This is a genomic window from Pelagihabitans pacificus (assembly GCF_009371985.2).
Taxonomy (GTDB): domain Bacteria; phylum Bacteroidota; class Bacteroidia; order Flavobacteriales; family Flavobacteriaceae; genus Pelagihabitans; species Pelagihabitans pacificus.
This window is the reverse complement of record NZ_VIKU02000005.1, coordinates 41,741-59,116: the sequence shown is the minus strand read 5'-3', so window position 1 is coordinate 59,116 and position 17,376 is coordinate 41,741. Positions and strand designations below refer to the sequence as shown.

The 17,376-nt window shown below is 44.0% G+C and carries 18 protein-coding genes; 10 read left to right on the top strand and 8 right to left on the bottom strand.

Annotated features, from left to right (window positions below; genetic code table 11):
• Positions 1-50: 50 nt before the first annotated feature.
• From lipA to FK220_RS15600, 7 genes are all read right to left on the bottom strand, one after another.
• Positions 51-926 carry a lipoyl synthase gene (lipA, locus tag FK220_RS15630; protein WP_152575290.1) on the bottom strand — a complete coding sequence of 292 codons (876 nt, stop codon included), beginning with the start codon at positions 924-926 and terminating at the stop codon, positions 51-53.
• A gap of 186 nt (positions 927-1,112) precedes the next feature.
• Positions 1,113-1,676, bottom strand: coding sequence for an RNA polymerase sigma factor (locus tag FK220_RS15625; protein ID WP_152575289.1), 564 nt, complete (start codon positions 1,674-1,676; stop codon positions 1,113-1,115).
• Between the two features lie 41 nt (positions 1,677-1,717).
• The gene (locus FK220_RS15620; RefSeq protein WP_152575288.1) at positions 1,718-1,921 is read right to left on the bottom strand and encodes a membrane or secreted protein; all 204 of its coding nucleotides are present in this window, start codon (positions 1,919-1,921) and stop codon (positions 1,718-1,720) included.
• A gap of 79 nt (positions 1,922-2,000) precedes the next feature.
• On the bottom strand, positions 2,001-2,759 hold the full coding sequence (locus FK220_RS15615; protein ID WP_152575287.1) for an anti-sigma factor: 759 nt from the start codon (positions 2,757-2,759) through the stop codon (positions 2,001-2,003).
• Positions 2,760-2,821: 62 nt separating this feature from the next.
• Positions 2,822-3,388 carry an RNA polymerase sigma factor gene (locus FK220_RS15610; protein WP_152575286.1) on the bottom strand — a complete coding sequence of 189 codons (567 nt, stop codon included), beginning with the start codon at positions 3,386-3,388 and terminating at the stop codon, positions 2,822-2,824.
• Positions 3,389-3,681: 293 nt separating this feature from the next.
• Positions 3,682-4,698, bottom strand: coding sequence for a UDP-N-acetylmuramate dehydrogenase (gene murB / locus FK220_RS15605; RefSeq protein WP_152575285.1), 1,017 nt, complete (start codon positions 4,696-4,698; stop codon positions 3,682-3,684).
• Positions 4,698-5,888 (bottom strand): pyridoxal phosphate-dependent aminotransferase, encoded by a 1,191-nt coding sequence (locus FK220_RS15600; RefSeq protein ID WP_152575284.1) that lies wholly within the window; start codon positions 5,886-5,888, stop codon positions 4,698-4,700. Before FK220_RS15600 ends, murB begins: the two co-directional genes overlap by 1 nt.
• A 254-nt stretch (positions 5,889-6,142) precedes the next feature.
• On the opposite strand from FK220_RS15600, the gene FK220_RS15595 reads away from it, so the two are divergent.
• Positions 6,143-7,384: an aspartyl protease family protein gene (locus FK220_RS15595; protein ID WP_317168342.1), complete on the top strand. Its 1,242-nt coding sequence runs from the start codon at positions 6,143-6,145 to the stop codon at positions 7,382-7,384.
• A gap of 43 nt (positions 7,385-7,427) precedes the next feature.
• On the opposite strand, the gene FK220_RS15590 is transcribed toward FK220_RS15595, so the two are convergent.
• Positions 7,428-7,814 carry a DUF1573 domain-containing protein gene (locus FK220_RS15590; RefSeq protein WP_152575283.1) on the bottom strand — a complete coding sequence of 129 codons (387 nt, stop codon included), beginning with the start codon at positions 7,812-7,814 and terminating at the stop codon, positions 7,428-7,430.
• A 199-nt stretch (positions 7,815-8,013) separates the two neighbouring features.
• On the opposite strand from FK220_RS15590, the gene FK220_RS15585 reads away from it, so the two are divergent.
• The 9 genes from FK220_RS15585 to FK220_RS15545 all read left to right on the top strand — a co-directional run bounded on the left by FK220_RS15585 (position 8,014) and on the right by FK220_RS15545 (position 17,359).
• The gene (locus tag FK220_RS15585) at positions 8,014-10,644 is read left to right on the top strand and encodes a valine--tRNA ligase (protein WP_152575282.1); all 2,631 of its coding nucleotides are present in this window, start codon (positions 8,014-8,016) and stop codon (positions 10,642-10,644) included.
• A 149-nt stretch (positions 10,645-10,793) separates the two neighbouring features.
• Positions 10,794-11,258: a GNAT family N-acetyltransferase gene (locus FK220_RS15580; RefSeq protein ID WP_152575281.1), complete on the top strand. Its 465-nt coding sequence runs from the start codon at positions 10,794-10,796 to the stop codon at positions 11,256-11,258.
• A gap of 46 nt (positions 11,259-11,304) precedes the next feature.
• Positions 11,305-12,237: an NAD-dependent epimerase/dehydratase family protein gene (locus FK220_RS15575; RefSeq protein WP_152575280.1), complete on the top strand. Its 933-nt coding sequence runs from the start codon at positions 11,305-11,307 to the stop codon at positions 12,235-12,237.
• Between the two features lie 118 nt (positions 12,238-12,355).
• Positions 12,356-13,456, top strand: coding sequence for a serine hydrolase domain-containing protein (locus FK220_RS15570; RefSeq protein WP_166204945.1), 1,101 nt, complete (start codon positions 12,356-12,358; stop codon positions 13,454-13,456).
• Positions 13,457-13,498: 42 nt separating this feature from the next.
• On the top strand, positions 13,499-14,101 hold the full coding sequence (locus FK220_RS15565) for a short chain dehydrogenase (protein ID WP_152575278.1): 603 nt from the start codon (positions 13,499-13,501) through the stop codon (positions 14,099-14,101).
• 3 nt (positions 14,102-14,104) lie between these two features.
• A complete protein-coding gene (locus FK220_RS15560) occupies positions 14,105-14,620 on the top strand; it encodes a GNAT family N-acetyltransferase (RefSeq protein WP_238719059.1) in 516 nt (171 codons plus the stop codon).
• 121 nt (positions 14,621-14,741) lie between these two features.
• Positions 14,742-15,350 (top strand): DUF1684 domain-containing protein, encoded by a 609-nt coding sequence (locus FK220_RS15555; RefSeq protein WP_152575277.1) that lies wholly within the window; start codon positions 14,742-14,744, stop codon positions 15,348-15,350.
• A 5-nt stretch (positions 15,351-15,355) separates the two neighbouring features.
• Positions 15,356-16,624: a sterol desaturase family protein gene (locus FK220_RS15550; protein WP_152575276.1), complete on the top strand. Its 1,269-nt coding sequence runs from the start codon at positions 15,356-15,358 to the stop codon at positions 16,622-16,624.
• 138 nt (positions 16,625-16,762) lie between these two features.
• The gene (locus FK220_RS15545; protein WP_166204943.1) at positions 16,763-17,359 is read left to right on the top strand and encodes an RDD family protein; all 597 of its coding nucleotides are present in this window, start codon (positions 16,763-16,765) and stop codon (positions 17,357-17,359) included.
• Positions 17,360-17,376: the final 17 nt, after the last annotated feature.

Here is a 17,376-nt window from a genome sequence, read left to right as displayed (position 1 = left end):
ATAACACGATTGTCATATTGGGGTTAAAAAAGCCCTCATTGTGCTGGGACCTAGTCGATATGTTTGTGAGCTTTATATGAAGATCGTACCAGAGCGCCACTTTCAACATGACGGAAGCCCATTTTAAGTCCTATTTCCTCATATTTCTTGAATTGCTCCGGTAGAATAAACTCCTTAACCGGAAGGTGTTTTTTCGAGGGCTGAAGATATTGGCCTATGGTAACCACATCTACGTTCGCATTTCGAAGGTCTTCCATGGTCTCGATCACTTCTTCCTCCAACTCGCCCAAGCCCAACATGATACCCGATTTGGTACGGTTCACACCATTTACATGCAAATAGCGCAGTACTTCGATGCTCCTTTCATATTTAGCTTGAATACGTACCTCACGGGTAAGTCTTTTTACCGTTTCCATATTGTGCGAGACTACCTCGGGCGCCACCTCGATAATGCGGTCCAAATGTCTTTCAACGCCTTGAAAATCGGGTATGAGGGTTTCCAACGTGGTCTCAGGGTTCATACGCCGGATGGCCTTAACGGTTTCCGCCCACATAATGGAACCCATATCCTTTAAATCGTCTCTATCTACCGAAGTAATTACCGCATGTTTGATGCCCATGATCTTGATGGATCTTGCTACCTTCTCAGGTTCTGCCCAGTCCACTTGTTCGGGTCTCCCTGTTTTCACGCCGCAGAAACCGCAGGAACGGGTACAAACATTCCCCAAAATCATAAAGGTCGCGGTACCCTCACCCCAGCATTCGCCCATATTAGGACAACTACCCGAGGTACAAATAGTATGAAGGTCATATTTTTCGACCAGACCTCGTAATTGGGTGTATTTCTTCCCCGTCGGAAGCTTTACCCTGAGCCATTTTGGCTTTCCCTTTGGTGGGGCTACATTAGCGAAAGTATCTGTGCTCATGTCATTTTTTTTGAGAAGCAAATATACGAACTATTTAGCGTTCGGTTGGCTTGCATCCTGTTACTATCGACAGTCCTAATTTAGGTATAGAATTGTTCGATTTGGTAAAATCCTGGATTCTTTGGACGAATGCCTTATGGTCATCGATTTTTGAAACCTATTGCTCCGCGAACGGCTCCTCTCGGCTTATGATCTGTTTTTGATAACCTCGGCCAACAACTTTTTCGCCCGCAGTAACTTGACCTTTACATTGTTGATGGGCTCATTGAGTTGTTCGGCGATATCGGCATAGCTGAGCTCCTGAAAATACCGAAGGTTAATAACCTCTTGGTAGTGTGGTTTTAACTTTTTGACGTACTGCAACAATGTCGCTAGATTTTGTTCGGTAATTAAACGATCTTCGGCCGTCGGAGCATCGTCCAAGACCTTTTTAACGGCTTCATTGCTACCACCATCCGTTCCGAGAATGTCTCGCTTTCGCTTTCGCACCAAATCGATGTGGATGTTTTTGGAAATAGTAATAAGCCATGTTTTAAACCCATACGATTCATCGTAGGTGTCTATCTTATCGAACGCCTTTGAAAAAGTCTGTATACTAATATCTTCGGCATCATTTTCATTTTGAGTGCGTTTCAGTTGAAACCCGTATACGTCGTTCCAAAAACGATCCAAAAGCATGCTAAACGCAATTTGGTTACCCATTTTTGCCTTTTTGATGATGGCTTGGAGTGTGTTTTCGGATTTTTCCAAAAAAAAGATTTATGATAAGTACGTCAGGTTGGGGGCTTAGACTATACGGAGATGGTATCTTTGCGGCAGTCTTGCTCGCTGGGCAATTTTCCACACATACCACAAGCCTCACCGTCTTTGTTTAAAAATGGACTTTGACTGGCACAAGTGCCCGCAAATTTACCATCTTTCTTAGACCATATCTTAATGGCGATTCCAGCGAACGCGAGCGCCAAAAGGCCTATGGTTAGTAAAAGAAGCTTCATGCCTGAATGTTTTGACAAAGGTACAAAAATAAAAAGCCTGACGGAAACGTCAGGCTTTTAAAACTGTATAGCGCATATGCTAATAGGAGATGTTTGCGACGATATTTTCCACCGTAGGGGTCTTGTTGCCACCTTTGGGCTCAATAGTAATATATCCCATCGCTTTGTCCGCATAGGGCAGGGCCAATAATTTGTCGGCTTCGGCAGCTTCCTCGATGACTCCTAGATTGATCATTTTCCCATCTACCTCGGCCCACATTTGGAAGCATTGGTTTTCGGGCAAATTAGGCAATTTGCTAACATTGATATAAGAGAGCTTTTTAACCGGGTTTACATAGGCCACCGCTTTCAACTCCTTGGCTTTTTTGTTGCCCTTAATATCGACTTTTTTGGTCTGGGGATTGTTTAATACGATGAATTGGTTCCTAACATCTTCCAACCCTTCCCTCATATCGGCTTCCAGACTCTCGATTTTACTGTTAACAATGGCATTTTCTTGCTGTAACATTTGGTTTTCGCTCCAGAAGAAGTAAGACGCTCCTGCGAATAGAATCGTGGCAACGCTTGCAGCAATGGCGTATCGTAGAAAACGTTTTCTACCGACATTTTCAGATTTGATCCGTGCTAAAATTCTTTCTTTCAATCCTTCAGGGGTCTTGATAGCATGCATTTTGGCAAATGCCTCCAAATTTTCCTGCAACTCATCGTAGGTTTTCCGTACCTCCGGGTACATGGCAATGTATCGTTCCACTTGGAGGTTTTCCTGCTCTGTGGTAGACCCTATCAGATATTTCTCCAGTAGGTCCGAATCCAAAAATATTTTAATCTTATCTTTCATCGTTTCAGTTCATTTGTTCGGAGGGGGTATCATCAATTGATTTGGTCGATTTCCTCCTGCTATTATTGTATCAGGTTTAAAACTAGTATCAGTAGCGAAACCGGATTATATATCTTTTTGAGTTCCCTCAGTCCGATTTTTAATCGGGATTTTATGGTTCCCAAAGGAATATCTAACTCTTCGCTGGCTTCCTGTTGGGTCATTCCCTGAAAAAATAAGGCTTCGAGTACTATTTGGTACTTTACCTCAATTTTATCAAGATTCTCCCGGACATCCATTAACTCCGGTCGAATGCTATCGACACCTAACGTATATACGTCTGAAACATCTATTTGGATTTCCTTATCGGTTTTTGTGTTGGCGCTTCTTAATTTGTCGATTGCCGTGTTTCTGGTGATGCGAAAGAGCCATGTGAAAAGCTTTGCCTTGGAGGAGTCATAGGAATCGGATTTCTTCCAGATCTTCACGAAACTTTCCTGCAATACATCCTGCGCCAATTCCTCGTCCCTGACTACCTTGTTTGCAACACCGAAAAGGGTATCCCCATAGTGTTCGTACAAAAGGGAAATGGCTTTTTCATTTCGCTCCTGAAGCAATTCTACGATATGCTTTTCAAGAAGTGTGCTCATGGAAATATGGGGTTTATGACTTTTTTTGTGACTCGGGCATCCAAAGGTATTATCAGAACCGTATATAGGTAAACGCTAATTTATAAAATTGATTGTAAAGCAGCGTTATCTCTAAATTTTAATTAGATAAATGTGCAGCTGGTAACTGTGCATTTAGTTTTTGGTTAGTTTGGTTTGGTATAACCCTCGTAGTACATTCTTCGAGGGTTATTTTTATTCTCGCTTTCGTGAAAAAGAATTCAAGCTTGTAAAGGGGGCTTGATTTGCTTGAAAGGAATCACAATCATCATGATTTAATCAATGATGTTTACCTCTGGCGTGATAATGATGCCGAATTTTTCTTCCACCGATTTCATTATTCTTTGTGCGAGATGCAGAATTTCGGTACCAGTAGCGTTGCCGTAATTGACCAACACTAAGGCCTGGTGCTTGTGAACGCCGGCGTCCCCGAAGCGTTTGCCTTTAAAACCGCATTTTTCTATGAGCCAACCAGCAGGGATTTTATATAAATCGTCGGAAACTTTGTAATAGGGGGCATCGGGATGCGCGCCGGTGAAGTTTTTAAAAACTTCCTTGTCAACCACTGGATTCTTGAAAAAACTGCCGCTATTGCCCAAAACCGAAGGGTCTGGTAGTTTGCTCTGTCGTATGGCTATCACCGCCTTGGAAACCTCTTGAATGGTAGCTTCTTTAACTGCATTTTTTTGCAACTGTGTTTCGATGTCACCGTAGGAAGTGTTCAGTTGGTGATTTTTTTTGGTCAGTTTAAAGGTAACCGAGGTAACGATATATTTTCCTTTACCCTCGTTTTTGAAAAAAGAATCACGATAACCGAATTGGCAATCTTCCTTTGTAAAGGTATATATTTCCCGGGTATCTAGTTTCATGGCGTCACAACCCACGAAGGAATCCTTGAGCTCCACCCCGTAAGCCCCGATATTTTGTATCGGTGCGGTTCCGGTGTTACCGGGAATCAAGGACATATTTTCAAGTCCGCCGTAGTCCTGCTCCATCGTCCAAAGTACCAATTCGTGCCAATTTTCGCCGGCCATCACCTTCAAGAAGACATGCGTTTCATTTTGGGAAACGACTTCCTTCCCTTTCATGTTGATATATAGCACCAAGGCGTCAATATCTTTGGTGAGGAGCATATTGCTACCGCCTCCGAGTATGAATTTTTTTGGGTACTGCTCCATCCGAAGTACTTCGCGTAAGTCTTTTATCGAATGTACTTCACAGAAAAATCGCGCTTTGGCCTTGATGCCAAAAGTATTATAGCGAGTAAGGGATTTGTTTTCCTGTATCTGCATTAGCCTATATAACTTTTCAAGGCCTCCTTTAATATATTTACTGCACGTTTTAACCGTTCTTGGTCGAGCACATAGGCAATGCGAATTTGGTTTTTTCCCAACCCGGGAGTAGCATAAAATCCTGCTGCCGGAGCTACCATTACCGTTTCATTGTTCACCCTGAAATCTTCCAAAAGCCACTGTGCAAAATCATCGGCATCCTCAATGGGAAGTTCCGCTATGCAATAAAAAGCACCTTGAGGACGCCCTATCTTTACTCCCTCTATTTTCTCGAGCTCTTGCAAGAGCAGGTCCCTTCTGGCAACGTATTCGGTCTTTACATCGTCAAAATAGCTCTGCGGGGTATCCAAGGCAGCTTCGCTGGCCAGCTGGGCATAGGTGGGTGGGGAAAGCCTTGCCTGGGCGAACTTCAATGCCGTTTTGATTACTTCTTTGTTCTGGGTAACCAGACAACCTATACGGGCGCCACACATACTGTACCGCTTTGAAACGGAATCTACGATAATGGCATGATTGCCAAGGCCTTCTTCCTGTAATACGGAGTAGTGCTTTCGGTCATCATAGGTAAACTCGCGGTACACTTCGTCCGCCACTAAAAATATATCGTGCTCCTTGACAATGTGGGCAAGTTTTTTGATTTCTTCCTTACTGTACAGATAGCCTGTCGGATTGCCGGGATTACAAATCAAGATAGCCTTGGTTCTCGGGGTAATCAGCCTTTCGAACGCTTCAATGGGAGGTAAGGCAAAATTGTTATCGATATGCGATACAACGGGTACTACCTTTACATTCGCCGCTGTGGCAAATCCGTTATAATTGGCATAAAAAGGTTCTGGAATAATGATTTCGTCCCCCGAATCGGCAATACTGCCCATTACGAATGAAAGAGCCTCAGACCCCCCGGTAGTAACGATGATATCGCCTGCCGTTACGTGAATGTCATTTTTGGCGTAATAGGCGACCAGCTTCTCGCGATAGCCTTCCGAGCCTTCCGTTCTGCTATACTCCAGGACTTCGATAGTGTTATTCCTTACGGCATCCAAGGCGACTTGGGGCGTTTTAATATCGGGCTGGCCGATGTTGAGATGTATTACGGTCGCTCCTTTTTTCTTGGCGGCCTCTGCAAAGGGTACCAATTTTCTGATGGGCGATTCGGGCATCGATAGCCCTTTTTGGGAAACATTAGGCATGTGCAAGCAGATTTAGCGCAAAAATGGGAAATCATTACGGACAAAGCAACAACAGTCGGTTTTATTTCTTGTTGCCCCATAGTGTTAATTAACAAATACTTATGGGACAAAATGACTAACTTTAAGAGAAGTAACCCCATCATATAGAAGAATTGAAGCGTTTTTTAATCTTTTTTTCATTCCTATTCGTTTGTGCTCCATTTTTTGGATCGGCGCAGGGCTTTCAATTGCCGGTAGGTAAACAGTCGCAACGGGTGAAATTTGAGCTGATCAATAACCTCATCGTGATTCCGATGGAGGTCAACGGGAGTGAGCTTTCCTTTATTTTGGATTCCGGGGTGGGCAAACCCATTCTCTTTAATCTGTTCGACCAAGACTCGTTACAGATCAACAAGGTCTCGGAAATTACGATTCGGGGGTTGGGCGATGGTGAGCCCATTGAGGCCTTGAGTTCAAAGGAAAACCATTTTAAGCTGGGCGGTATCGAAAATAGGGATCAACAATTGTACGTGGTGTTGGATAAGAATATGAATTTTTCCCCGAATTTAGGCATTCCTATCCACGGAATCATCGGGTATGACCTTTTTCGGGATTTTGTGGTCGATATTAATTACGCGAGTAAGACCATTAAGTTCCATGATCCTATTTCTTACAAATACAAGACCGGTAAGAAATATGAAACCCTGCCCTTATCGATTATCAGAAAGAAGGCCTATGTCACTGGCGAGGTGTTTCTAAAAGACGAGGAAAATATTCCTGTGAGACTGTTGGTAGATTCTGGAAGTAGTGATGCCATTTGGCTTTTTGAAAATGAAGAAATCGATATACCCGATAAGAATTACGAGGATTTTCTCGGGAAGGGATTGAATGGCGATATTTTTGGAAAACGAACCATGGTAAAAGGTTTTAAAATTGGAAGCTTTGTTTTGGAGGATGCGAAAGCGGCATTTCCCGATGCGGCTTCGTTCAATGAGATCAAGAACTTGGGCGACCGCAATGGAAGCTTGGGGGGAGAGGTCCTGAAACGATTCAATATCATATTTGATTATCCCAAGGGTCAAATCACCCTTCGAAAGAATCACAGCTTTAACGACCCGTTTCAATACAATATGAGCGGCCTCGATTTACAGCACGATGGTTTACGCTATATCTCCGAGAGAATCACGGATCAACGTGGTATTCTACGAAATGATAAAAATAAAGGCGGGTTTGGCAACGTACAACTACTTTTCCAAAATCAGACAAGATTGAGTCTTGTTCCCGAAATTATCGTCTCGGGAATTCGTGCAGGAAGCCCTGCGGCGGAAGCGGGACTCCGCGAGGGCGATGTCATTTTGGCAGTAAACGGGAAGAAGGTACATACGTATAAATTGCAGGAGATCCTACACATGCTCAACGAGAAAGAAGGTAAGCGGATCAAGGTGTTGATAGAACGTTCCAATTCCGACCTGCTTTTTAGTTTTGTGCTCAAAAATATGTTCAAAGAAAAACCCTGAGACCAACGACCTCAGGGTTTTATTTTCTCTTGATTACTACTCTTTATTTTCCTTCCGGTGCTTTTATCTCACCTTTGATTTTCAGGACTTTAGTAGGGGTATCCGCATTTGAGATGACCGTAATTGCCTTTCTAATCGGACCTACCCTATTCGTATCGTACTTCACTTGGATTTCCCCGGTTTTACCTGGTAGAATAGGTTCTTCCGGTTTTTTAGGGATAGTACATCCACAACTTGAACTTACCTTGCTGATGATCAACGGAGCATCTCCTGTATTGGTAAATTCGAATACCCGTATGCCATCGGCGCCTTTCTCAATGGTTCCGTAATCCACGGTTTCGGTCTTGAACTCTATTTTTGCCGCCTTATCTTGGGCAGTAAGGCTAAGTCCTAGCAATCCTACAAATAATACAAGTACTATTTTTTTCATGATAATTTTAGTTTTGGGTGAATTTCAAATGTAATCTTTTGCGATGAACCTCCAAAATTCTTTTGTTATCTATTAACGTTACTTATTTTTGTTTCGTATTTAAAATTGTGCGAAAAAATTACTACTTATTAACATTTAACATCTTTTTGCATCGCCTTTCATGCGACCGCCCTTACTTTGACAAATACCGTACCAAAATATGCAGATTCCTTCAAAATATGAGCCAAAAAACGTTGAGCAACGCTGGTACGAGTACTGGATGCAGCATCGATACTTTCATTCCACGCCCGATGAAAGGGAGCCTTACACGATCGTTATTCCCCCTCCCAATGTAACAGGGGTGTTGCATATGGGGCATATGTTGAACAATACCCTTCAAGATGTGTTGACACGTAGGGCCCGATTAATGGGCAAAAATGCCTGTTGGGTACCGGGAATGGATCATGCCTCTATCGCTACCGAGGCAAAAGTAGTTGCCAAGTTAAAGTCCGAAGGCATCGAAAAGGCAGAATTGTCACGGGAAGAGTTCTTAAAACACGCTTGGGCTTGGACCGATGAATACGGTGGGATTATTTTGGAACAACTCAAGAAACTGGGTTGTTCCTGTGACTGGGACCGTACCAAGTTCACCATGGACGATGACATGTATGCCTCTGTCATCAAGGTGTTTGTTGATTTGTACAACAAGGGACACATCTATAGGGGGTATCGAATGGTAAATTGGGACCCGGAGGCGTTGACAACCCTATCGGATGAAGAGGTTGTTTATGAAGAAAAACAAGGTCTTTTGTACTATTTGGCCTATCCGATAGAAGGCTCGGACGAAACGGTGACCATCGCTACCACCCGACCTGAAACTATCTTGGGCGATACGGCAATTTGTATAAATCCCCACGATGAGCGATATCTCCATTTAAAAGGTAAAAAAGCGATTGTTCCCATTTGTGGTCGGGCCATCCCGATTATCACGGATGAATACGTCGATATGGAGTTTGGAACCGGTTGTTTAAAGGTAACCCCGGCCCACGACGCGAACGACAAGGCCCTTGGAGAAAAACACGGGCTGGAGGCCATTGATATCTTCAATGCGAACGCTACCTTGAACTCTCATGGCCTACACTATGAGGGTCAGGACCGTTTCGTGGTCCGAAATGCCATTGCGAAAGAGTTGGAAGAAAAAGGCTTTTTGGTCAAGACAGAGCAGTATATGAACAAAGTGGGGACCTCTGAGCGCACCAAGGCGGTCATTGAACCTAGGCTAAGCGTTCAATGGTTTCTTCGGATGGAGGAGTTGGTAAAACCGGCTATCAAGGCGGTTTTGGAAACGGGAGAGGTAAAGTTTTTCCCGAAAAAGTTCGAAAATACTTACCGGCATTGGATGGAGAACATTCGCGACTGGAATATTTCCCGTCAGCTATGGTGGGGGCAGCAAATTCCGGCATTCTATTATGGTGAAGGTCAGGATGATTTTGTAGTGGCCGAAACGAAGGGGGAAGCACTGCGACTGGCCCGGAAAAAGTCGAAAAACGCTGACCTTGCGATGACCGATATGCGACAGGATGGCGACGTATTGGACACCTGGTTTTCTTCTTGGTTGTGGCCAATAAGTGTGTTTGGCGGTATTCTGGAACCGGATAATAAAGAAGTCGAGTACTACTATCCGACCAATGACTTGGTCACGGCACCGGACATCATTTTTTTCTGGGTGGCACGAATGATAATTTCCGGATACGAATTCCGCAATGAGCGTCCGTTCAAGAATGTATACTTTACCGGGCTGGTGCGTGATAAACAGCGCCGAAAGATGTCCAAGCAACTTGGCAACTCCCCGGATGCACTAAAATTGATCGAGGAGTACGGCGCCGATGGGGTACGTGTAGGATTATTGTTGAGTTCCGCTGCCGGAAACGATTTAATGTTCGACGAAGATCTTTGTCAACAAGGAAAAAACTTTGCCAATAAGATATGGAATGCCTTCCGGTTGGTTAAAGGCTGGGAAGTAGCCGATTTGGAACAACCGGAGGCTGCCAAATTGGGCATTGATTGGTATACCGCCAAATTCAACCAGACCCTCGCCGAAATCGAGGATCATTTTGGCAAGTACCGTATTTCGGATGCCTTAATGGCCATTTATAAGTTGGTCTGGGACGACTTTTGTTCTTGGCTCTTGGAAATCGTCAAACCGGCCTACCAGCAGCCCATTGACCAAAAGACCTTGGATGCTGTCATTTATCTGTTCGAACAAAATTTAACGCTTTTACATCCATTTATGCCCTTCCTGAGCGAGGAAGTTTGGCAGCACATGGCCGAACGGACGCCTGAGGAAGCCTTGATTGTTTCCCAGTGGCCCGAAGTCGGTGCGATCGATCATGAGCTGATAAAAGGTTTTGACTTTGCCGATGGGGTGATTACGGGAATACGCACCATTCGTAAAGAAAAACAGATTGCGATGAAAGAGGCGATCGGCCTTTCCGTATTAAACGAAGAAAAATGCGGCACCACTTGGGATACGGTCATAAGCAAACTTACCAATATATCCGAAATTACGTATGTCGATGCGCCCCTGGAAGGAGCCTTGAGCTTTCGAGTAAAGAGCAATGAATATTTTATTCCTATTAGTGGATCGATTGATATAGCCGCCCAAATAGAGAAGATAAAGGCTGAACTGGATTACACCAAGGGCTTTTTGCAATCTGTTCAAAAGAAATTGGGCAATGAACGCTTTGTCCAAAACGCCCCTGAAAAGGTCATCGCCTTGGAAAAAAAGAAACAGGCCGATGCAGAGGCAAAAATAGAGACTTTGGAGAAGAGTTTGGCCAGCCTCTCATGAAAAAGCAAAAAGCTTGCGGAAAGGGCATTTTGACTTTAAAGGATGGGAAAGAAACGATAACTTGAGTTTGTCTTTTTCCAAGTATACCGGGTATAGCCACTTTTATTTCAAGAATGTGGGGATAGGGCGTGCTTTTAAATTATCTAACGATGCGCCTTAGACAAACATCTTCTTTGACCAAAACCGAAAAGCTTCAAGTTATTGAACTGTGGAATACCGAATTCCCTGAAAAAATAGCACAGTCGTCCTTAAATGATTTTGAAAAATACCTCGAAGCACTCTCCGACAGACACCATATTATCCTCTACGATGAAAACAACACTATCAAAGGTTGGTTGCTTTATTTCGTTCGAGACCGGGAACGATGGTTCGCCATGCTGCTTGATGCATCGGCGCAGGGAAAAGGCTACGGTTCGAAATTATTGGACCTTGCCAAAGAGAACAATGCCCGATTGAACGGTTGGGTGGTCGATAGGGATACCGAACTTAGAAAGAATGGGGAATACTACCGATCACCCATCGAATTCTATCGAAAAAACGAATTTGAAATTCTTACCGACCAAAAATTTAATTACCAAGGCATTCAAGGGATAAGGGTACGGTGGGAAAAATAGTTTTCAGAGGGTTTTTCCTTTATCTTTCCTTATAAAACAAATAGGTATGCAAACCATCTTGGGAGCTAACGGGGTAATCGGCGAAGAATTGGCAAAGGAACTGCGCGCCAACCATACGGAAACCATACGACTGGTCGGCCGCCATCCGGAGAGGGTGCATCCAAAAGATCAATTGGTTAAAGGAGACCTGTTAGATGCCGATAGTGTGGTAAAGGCTTTGGTAGACACTGAAATCGCTTATCTCACCGTGGGCCTACCCTACAGGTCGGATATCTGGCTTCGCGATTGGCCGATTATCTTGGGCAATGTAATCGCAGGGTGTAAGCAGCAAGGCTGTAAATTGGTGTATTTTGACAATACCTATGCCTATCCACAAGATAGCGAGATACAAACGGAGGAGACCCCTCTGATTTCAAAGGGAAAAAAGGGAAGAGCCAAGAAAGAGGCCGCTGAATTGTTGTTAAGGGCGATCGACACAGAGGAAATTGAAGGTGCGATCTGCAGGGCACCCGAGTTTTATGGTCCGGGAAAGACCAAAGGAATCACCAATATGTTGGTTTTTGAGAATCTGAAAAAGGGTAAAAAACCAAAAATCTTGCTGAAAGATGATGTGTTACGGACCTTGATATATACCCCCGATGCCAGCAAGGCCATGGCCCTGATTGGGAATACCACTACTGCATACGGACAAACCTGGCATTTGCCCTGTGATGATGGGCGACTGACCTACAAGGGATTCATAGGGGAGATTTCAAAACAGTTGGGGAGGGAAATCAAATACACGGTGCTGAGTCCTTTTCTTTTGAGGTCGGCATCGCTATTTAATAACAACGCCAAGGAGACCTTGGAGCTATTGCCTAGGTATGCCATTGATAACCTATTTGATTCTTCCAAATTCAAAAAACGATTCCCGGAATTTAAAGTCACTTCCTATTCGGACGGAATTGCAACCATTTTAGAGGATTTCGGAATTAAATAGGGTCTTTCATTGGCGGATGTTGTTCATACGGCATACCGATGCTACGATTTAATTAGTATCTTCATTACGGAACGGAAGCTATCCATTCGGGCATAAACCCCTCTAACCTGAAATAACTGTGAACAAGTATTTTTTGTTATTTTTTTTGAGTGTACATCCCCTTGTATTAGGTGCGCAAACAACGGTGGCAGCCAACTATCAGGATGTTTCGAGGGGCCTCGTTACCAGAGCCCAGGCAGATTCCATCTTCCAGAAAATCAAGCAATTTCCACCGGAGACCGAAGTGGCCATTGCCTTGGTTGAAAATGGGAAAGCTAGATTCTACGGAATTAAAAGACAAGGGGATTCCGTAATAACGATCAACAACCAACAGCGCGTTTTTGAGATTGGTTCTATCACCAAGATTTTTACCGCAACCTTACTGGCCGATTTTGTCATCAACCAACAAGTACAATTGGAAGACCCTATCAATTCGTATTTAAAATTTCCACTGAAAGCCAATGCGGAAATTAGCTTTGAAAGTCTGGCCAATCATACCTCGGGACTGCCCCGACTGCCCACCAACTTAAAACTGAGTTTCGAATCTAGAAATAATCCGTATGCATCCTATGATGAAACCAAACTAACGGAATATCTGACCGAAATGATGGTGCTGGACGAAAAAAGGGAAGTTAGTTATTCCAACCTAGGGGCTGGTCTCTTGGGGTATACCCTCGGCAAAATGGGAAAAACCTCGTACCAAAAGCTGGTACGGGATAGTATTTTCTCGATGTACGGTATGGAACATACGACCACAAATAGGGGCGATGTCGAATCGTTGCTCGTTAAGGGTCGAAATGGGGGTACTGTGGTACCCAATTGGGATTTGGCTATCTTGGTTGGGGCGGGTGGTATACTGTCGAATGTGCACGACCTTTCCAAATTCGTACTGGCGCAATTCGACCCGACCCAGAAAGCGCTTGCATTGACCCGGGAAAAAACCGTATCGGTGAACGAGACAACGGATGTAGGCCTAGGATGGTTCATGAATCGGCCAGGGCAGTATCCTGGAACAATTCACTTTCATAATGGTGGTACGGGGGGCTATACAGCTGCTATGATGATCGATTTGGAAAAACAAAATGGGGTAGTGCTACTAACCAATATTTCAGCATTCAGTCCGGATATGGGGAAAATAGAGGAACTTGGTCTCGCCTTGATGCAGACATTGACTCCGTAAACTGGTTTTGAATCTAAAAAAAACCGATAGGAAAAATTAAATATGAAACTACTGATTATTGGCGGTAACGGAACTATAGGAAAAAGGGTGGTCGCTCATTACTCTAAAGACCACGAGGTTATCGTGGCCGGTCGATATAGTGGCGATGTCACACTGGATATTGCCCAGAGTGCTTCGATTCAAAAGGCACTGGAGAAGTTGGGAACGTTAGATGCAATCATCTGTATTGCCGGAGAATCCAAGTGGGCCGATTTCACTGAACTCACGGAAGAGGATTACGATATTGGACTTAAAAGTAAACTTATGGGGCAGGTGAATTTGGTGCGTATTGGAAAAGACTATGTGAACCCAAATGGTTCGATAACATTGTCTACCGGTATCTTGGCGGATGATCCGGTGCCCAAAACCACCAGCGCTGCCATGGTAAACGGGGGCATTCATAGTTTTGTGCAGGCGGTGGCCTTGGAAATTGAAAGGGGTATTCGTGTGAATGCGGTTTCACTGGGGGTGGTCGAGGATGCTTATGAAAAGTACCGGGATTACTTCCCCGGACATAATCCGGTACCGATGACGAAGGTGGTGAATGCCTATATCCGTAGTGTTCAAGGCAGGGGAAACGGGGAAATCATCAGAACGTATGAATAAGCTATGGTGATAAAAATCGAGAACAGCAAGCCGAAGGATATCGACGTAATTTTCGAACGTTACCGTGTTGCCGCAGATTTTCAAAGGAGCAAATTTCTTAAACATATTTGGCCGGAATTCGATCGTAAAATGGTCGAAACCGAAATTCGGGAACTTCGACAATTTAAAATTGTTGTTGGGGAAACCATTGCCTGTGTGTGGGCCGTTACTTTTAATGACCCCGAAATATGGGGCGCTCACGACCGTGATCCATCGGTATACATTCATCGAATTGCCGTTCATCCCGATTTTCGGGGACACAACTTCGTACGAGTAATTGTCCGTTGGGCCAAGAATTATGCGGTATCAAAAAATCGGAAGTTTATCCGGCTCGATACCTGCGGAAACAACAAGAGGCTTATAAAGCATTACACTACCAATGGTTTCAAATTTTTGGGAATAGAAAAATTACCTTATTCGGAGGCGCTTCCGGCCCATTATCACGATGCGGATGTTTGTCGCTTCGAAATTGCACTTTAACAGACCGTTATCCAAAGGGGATATCGGATGATGCCATAGGTCCCTTATTTTTTGAATTGAACGATTTGACTGTATAGAATCATTTCATTTTTCTACTTTTGATTGTATAGATTTTTAGAGGATGATGGCCAAAAAACGTGTTTTGTTGACGACCCTTTTTCTTGTTGCCTTTGGGCTAAATGCGCGGCAAGATGAGCAGTCGGCCGTTGATTTTCAGCAAGAACTAAATAGGCGGTATAGCGGTTACGGGTCTTCCCCGTTGGAAGATAGGGGCAAAATTTTCACAGGGCACGATTTCTATCCGATTACCAATGCTTTCCGTATCGAGGCCCAATTCATAAAGGCCTTTGATCCGCTTCCCTTTAAAATGGAGACCACCGGGAATTCGAATGGGGATAATACCTATAAGAACTACGGTGAGGCCCAGTTCGATGTCGAAGGAAGGGAATACGGCCTACATCGCTACCGAAGCCCCAGATCGAGTAAAACCGAGGAATATAAAAACCTTCTTTTTCATCCCATTACCGACTTGACCACGGGGAAAGAAACCTATGAGGTGGGTCGGTATATCGATTTGGAAATTCCGATAGGGGATACCATCATGATCGACTTAAATAAAGCCTACAATCCCTATTGCGCCTACAATAAAAACTATTCCTGCGAGATTCCTCCTAATGAGAACCATTTAGGGATAGCGGTCGTGGCCGGGGTTAAAGAGCCAAAAAAGTAACCGTTATGGAGACCTACGCTACCGCATTATTGTACGCTATTCCTTTCTTCATTTTTCTCCTCGTGGTAGAGATTGCCTATGGGTATTTTGTAAAGAACCAGAAACACAAAGTGATGGATACGGTCTCTAGCATTAGCTCGGGATTCACTAATATCGTCAAGGACTCATTGGGCTTGGGAGTCGTTTTGGTCTCTTATCCGTATCTCTTGGAACATTTGGCCCTTACAGAAATAAAGGCGACTTGGCTGGTCTGGATAGTGGCCTTTCTAGTAATCGATTTTGCCGGTTATTGGAACCATCGCTTAAGCCACAAGGTCAATTTCTTTTGGAACCAACATGTGATTCACCACAGTAGCGAGGAATTTAATTTGGCCTGTGCACTGCGACAATCGATTTCGAACCTTCTTGGCTATTTCCCCTTGTTTCTTATCCCGGCTGCATTAGTTGGGGTGCCTTTTGAGGTCATTGCCATTTTAGGTCCCATACATCTTTTCGGGCAGTTTTGGTACCATACCCAACACATCGGCAAAATGGGATGGTTAGAGTATGTGATAGTGACCCCTTCACAACATCGGGTACATCACGCCATCAATCCGGAATATATCGATAAGAATCTGGGGCAAATACTGTGCGTCTGGGATCGGTGGTTCGGAACCTTTCAGGAAGAATTGCCCGAGGTGCCTCCCCAGTATGGAGTTCTGAAGCCTGCGGCCACCTGGAATCCAATCTTGATTAATTTTCAACATTTGTGGCGCCTGGTGTTAGACGCCTGGAGAACCAATAATTATTGGGATAAGATACGCATTTGGTTTATGCCTACGGGATGGCGGCCGGCAGATGTAAAGGAAAAATACCCGGTACCTATAATCGAGGATGTTTATAATTTTAAGCGCTATAAAACCCCTGCAAGCGATGCGCTAAAAGGATACGCTATCTTTCAAATGGTTTTCAGTCTCGCGCTATTGCTGTTTATGTTCTACAATTATGCGAATATCGGATTTAGCGGATTACTACTTTTCGGAGGGTTCATATTCGTTGGTATATATGGGTATACCAGTTTAATGGACCGAAGTTCGTTTGCCGTTTGGATCGAGATACTCCGAGGACTCCTAGGCTTGTTTTTGATCGGGTTCACCGAGGATTGGTTCGGGCTCGATTCCTACATTCCTTTTGGAAGTGTGCTGGTAGCGATTTATTTTCTAATAACCATTTCCGGTGGCGTATATTTCACCTTTCTCGAGAAAGATTTCATTGGTCCGGAGCGGGCTTTCTAGCGTAAAAATCCTTTTAAAAAATCGATGAAATACTTGCTTAAATGCTATTCATCGAATTTCTCTCCGTTGGTCGAAAAATTCTGCGCCCCGGTAAAAATACCCCGTTGTAGCTGTGTTGATTTAAAAATCCGTCACGCTATGACCCGCGAAGCCCATCTGCAATTCTGTAAAATTTGTACAAATCATAAAAAAGATTTCAATTTGGGAATTGTTTGTGGCCTTACCAACCGTACTGCCGATTTTGAGGAAACATGTGATTTGTTTGAGGAAGATGCGGAACTCACGGCAAAGGTTGCTGCCAAGGTAGCGGAGTATGCGTTGGGTTCGAAAACCGCAAGTCAAGGCAAAAGGTTTGCGAATTATCTTATCGATCAAGTGTTTTTGGTGGGTTGCGGCATGCTCGTAGGAGTGGCATTGGGGTTGATCTTACTTTATCTGTTTCCCGATTACCTATATATGCTTGATGAGGACAATAGAATCTTAGAGTACCTTCTCGGTTTCATCGTGGCCATGATTTACTACAGTTTTTTCGAGGGGTTCACGGGCAGGTCGCTTGGCAAGTTTTTTACAAAGACCAAAGTGGTGACCGAAGTAGGGGACAAGCCAAACTTCAAAACGATTCTAGTTCGCTCTTTGTGCCGCAATATTCCGTTCAATGCATTTTCTTTTTTAGGTTCGGAAGCGGTCGGTTGGCACGATAAATTCTCGGGTACGAGAGTGGTCGATATTGATTAAGATATTTTCAAATGGGG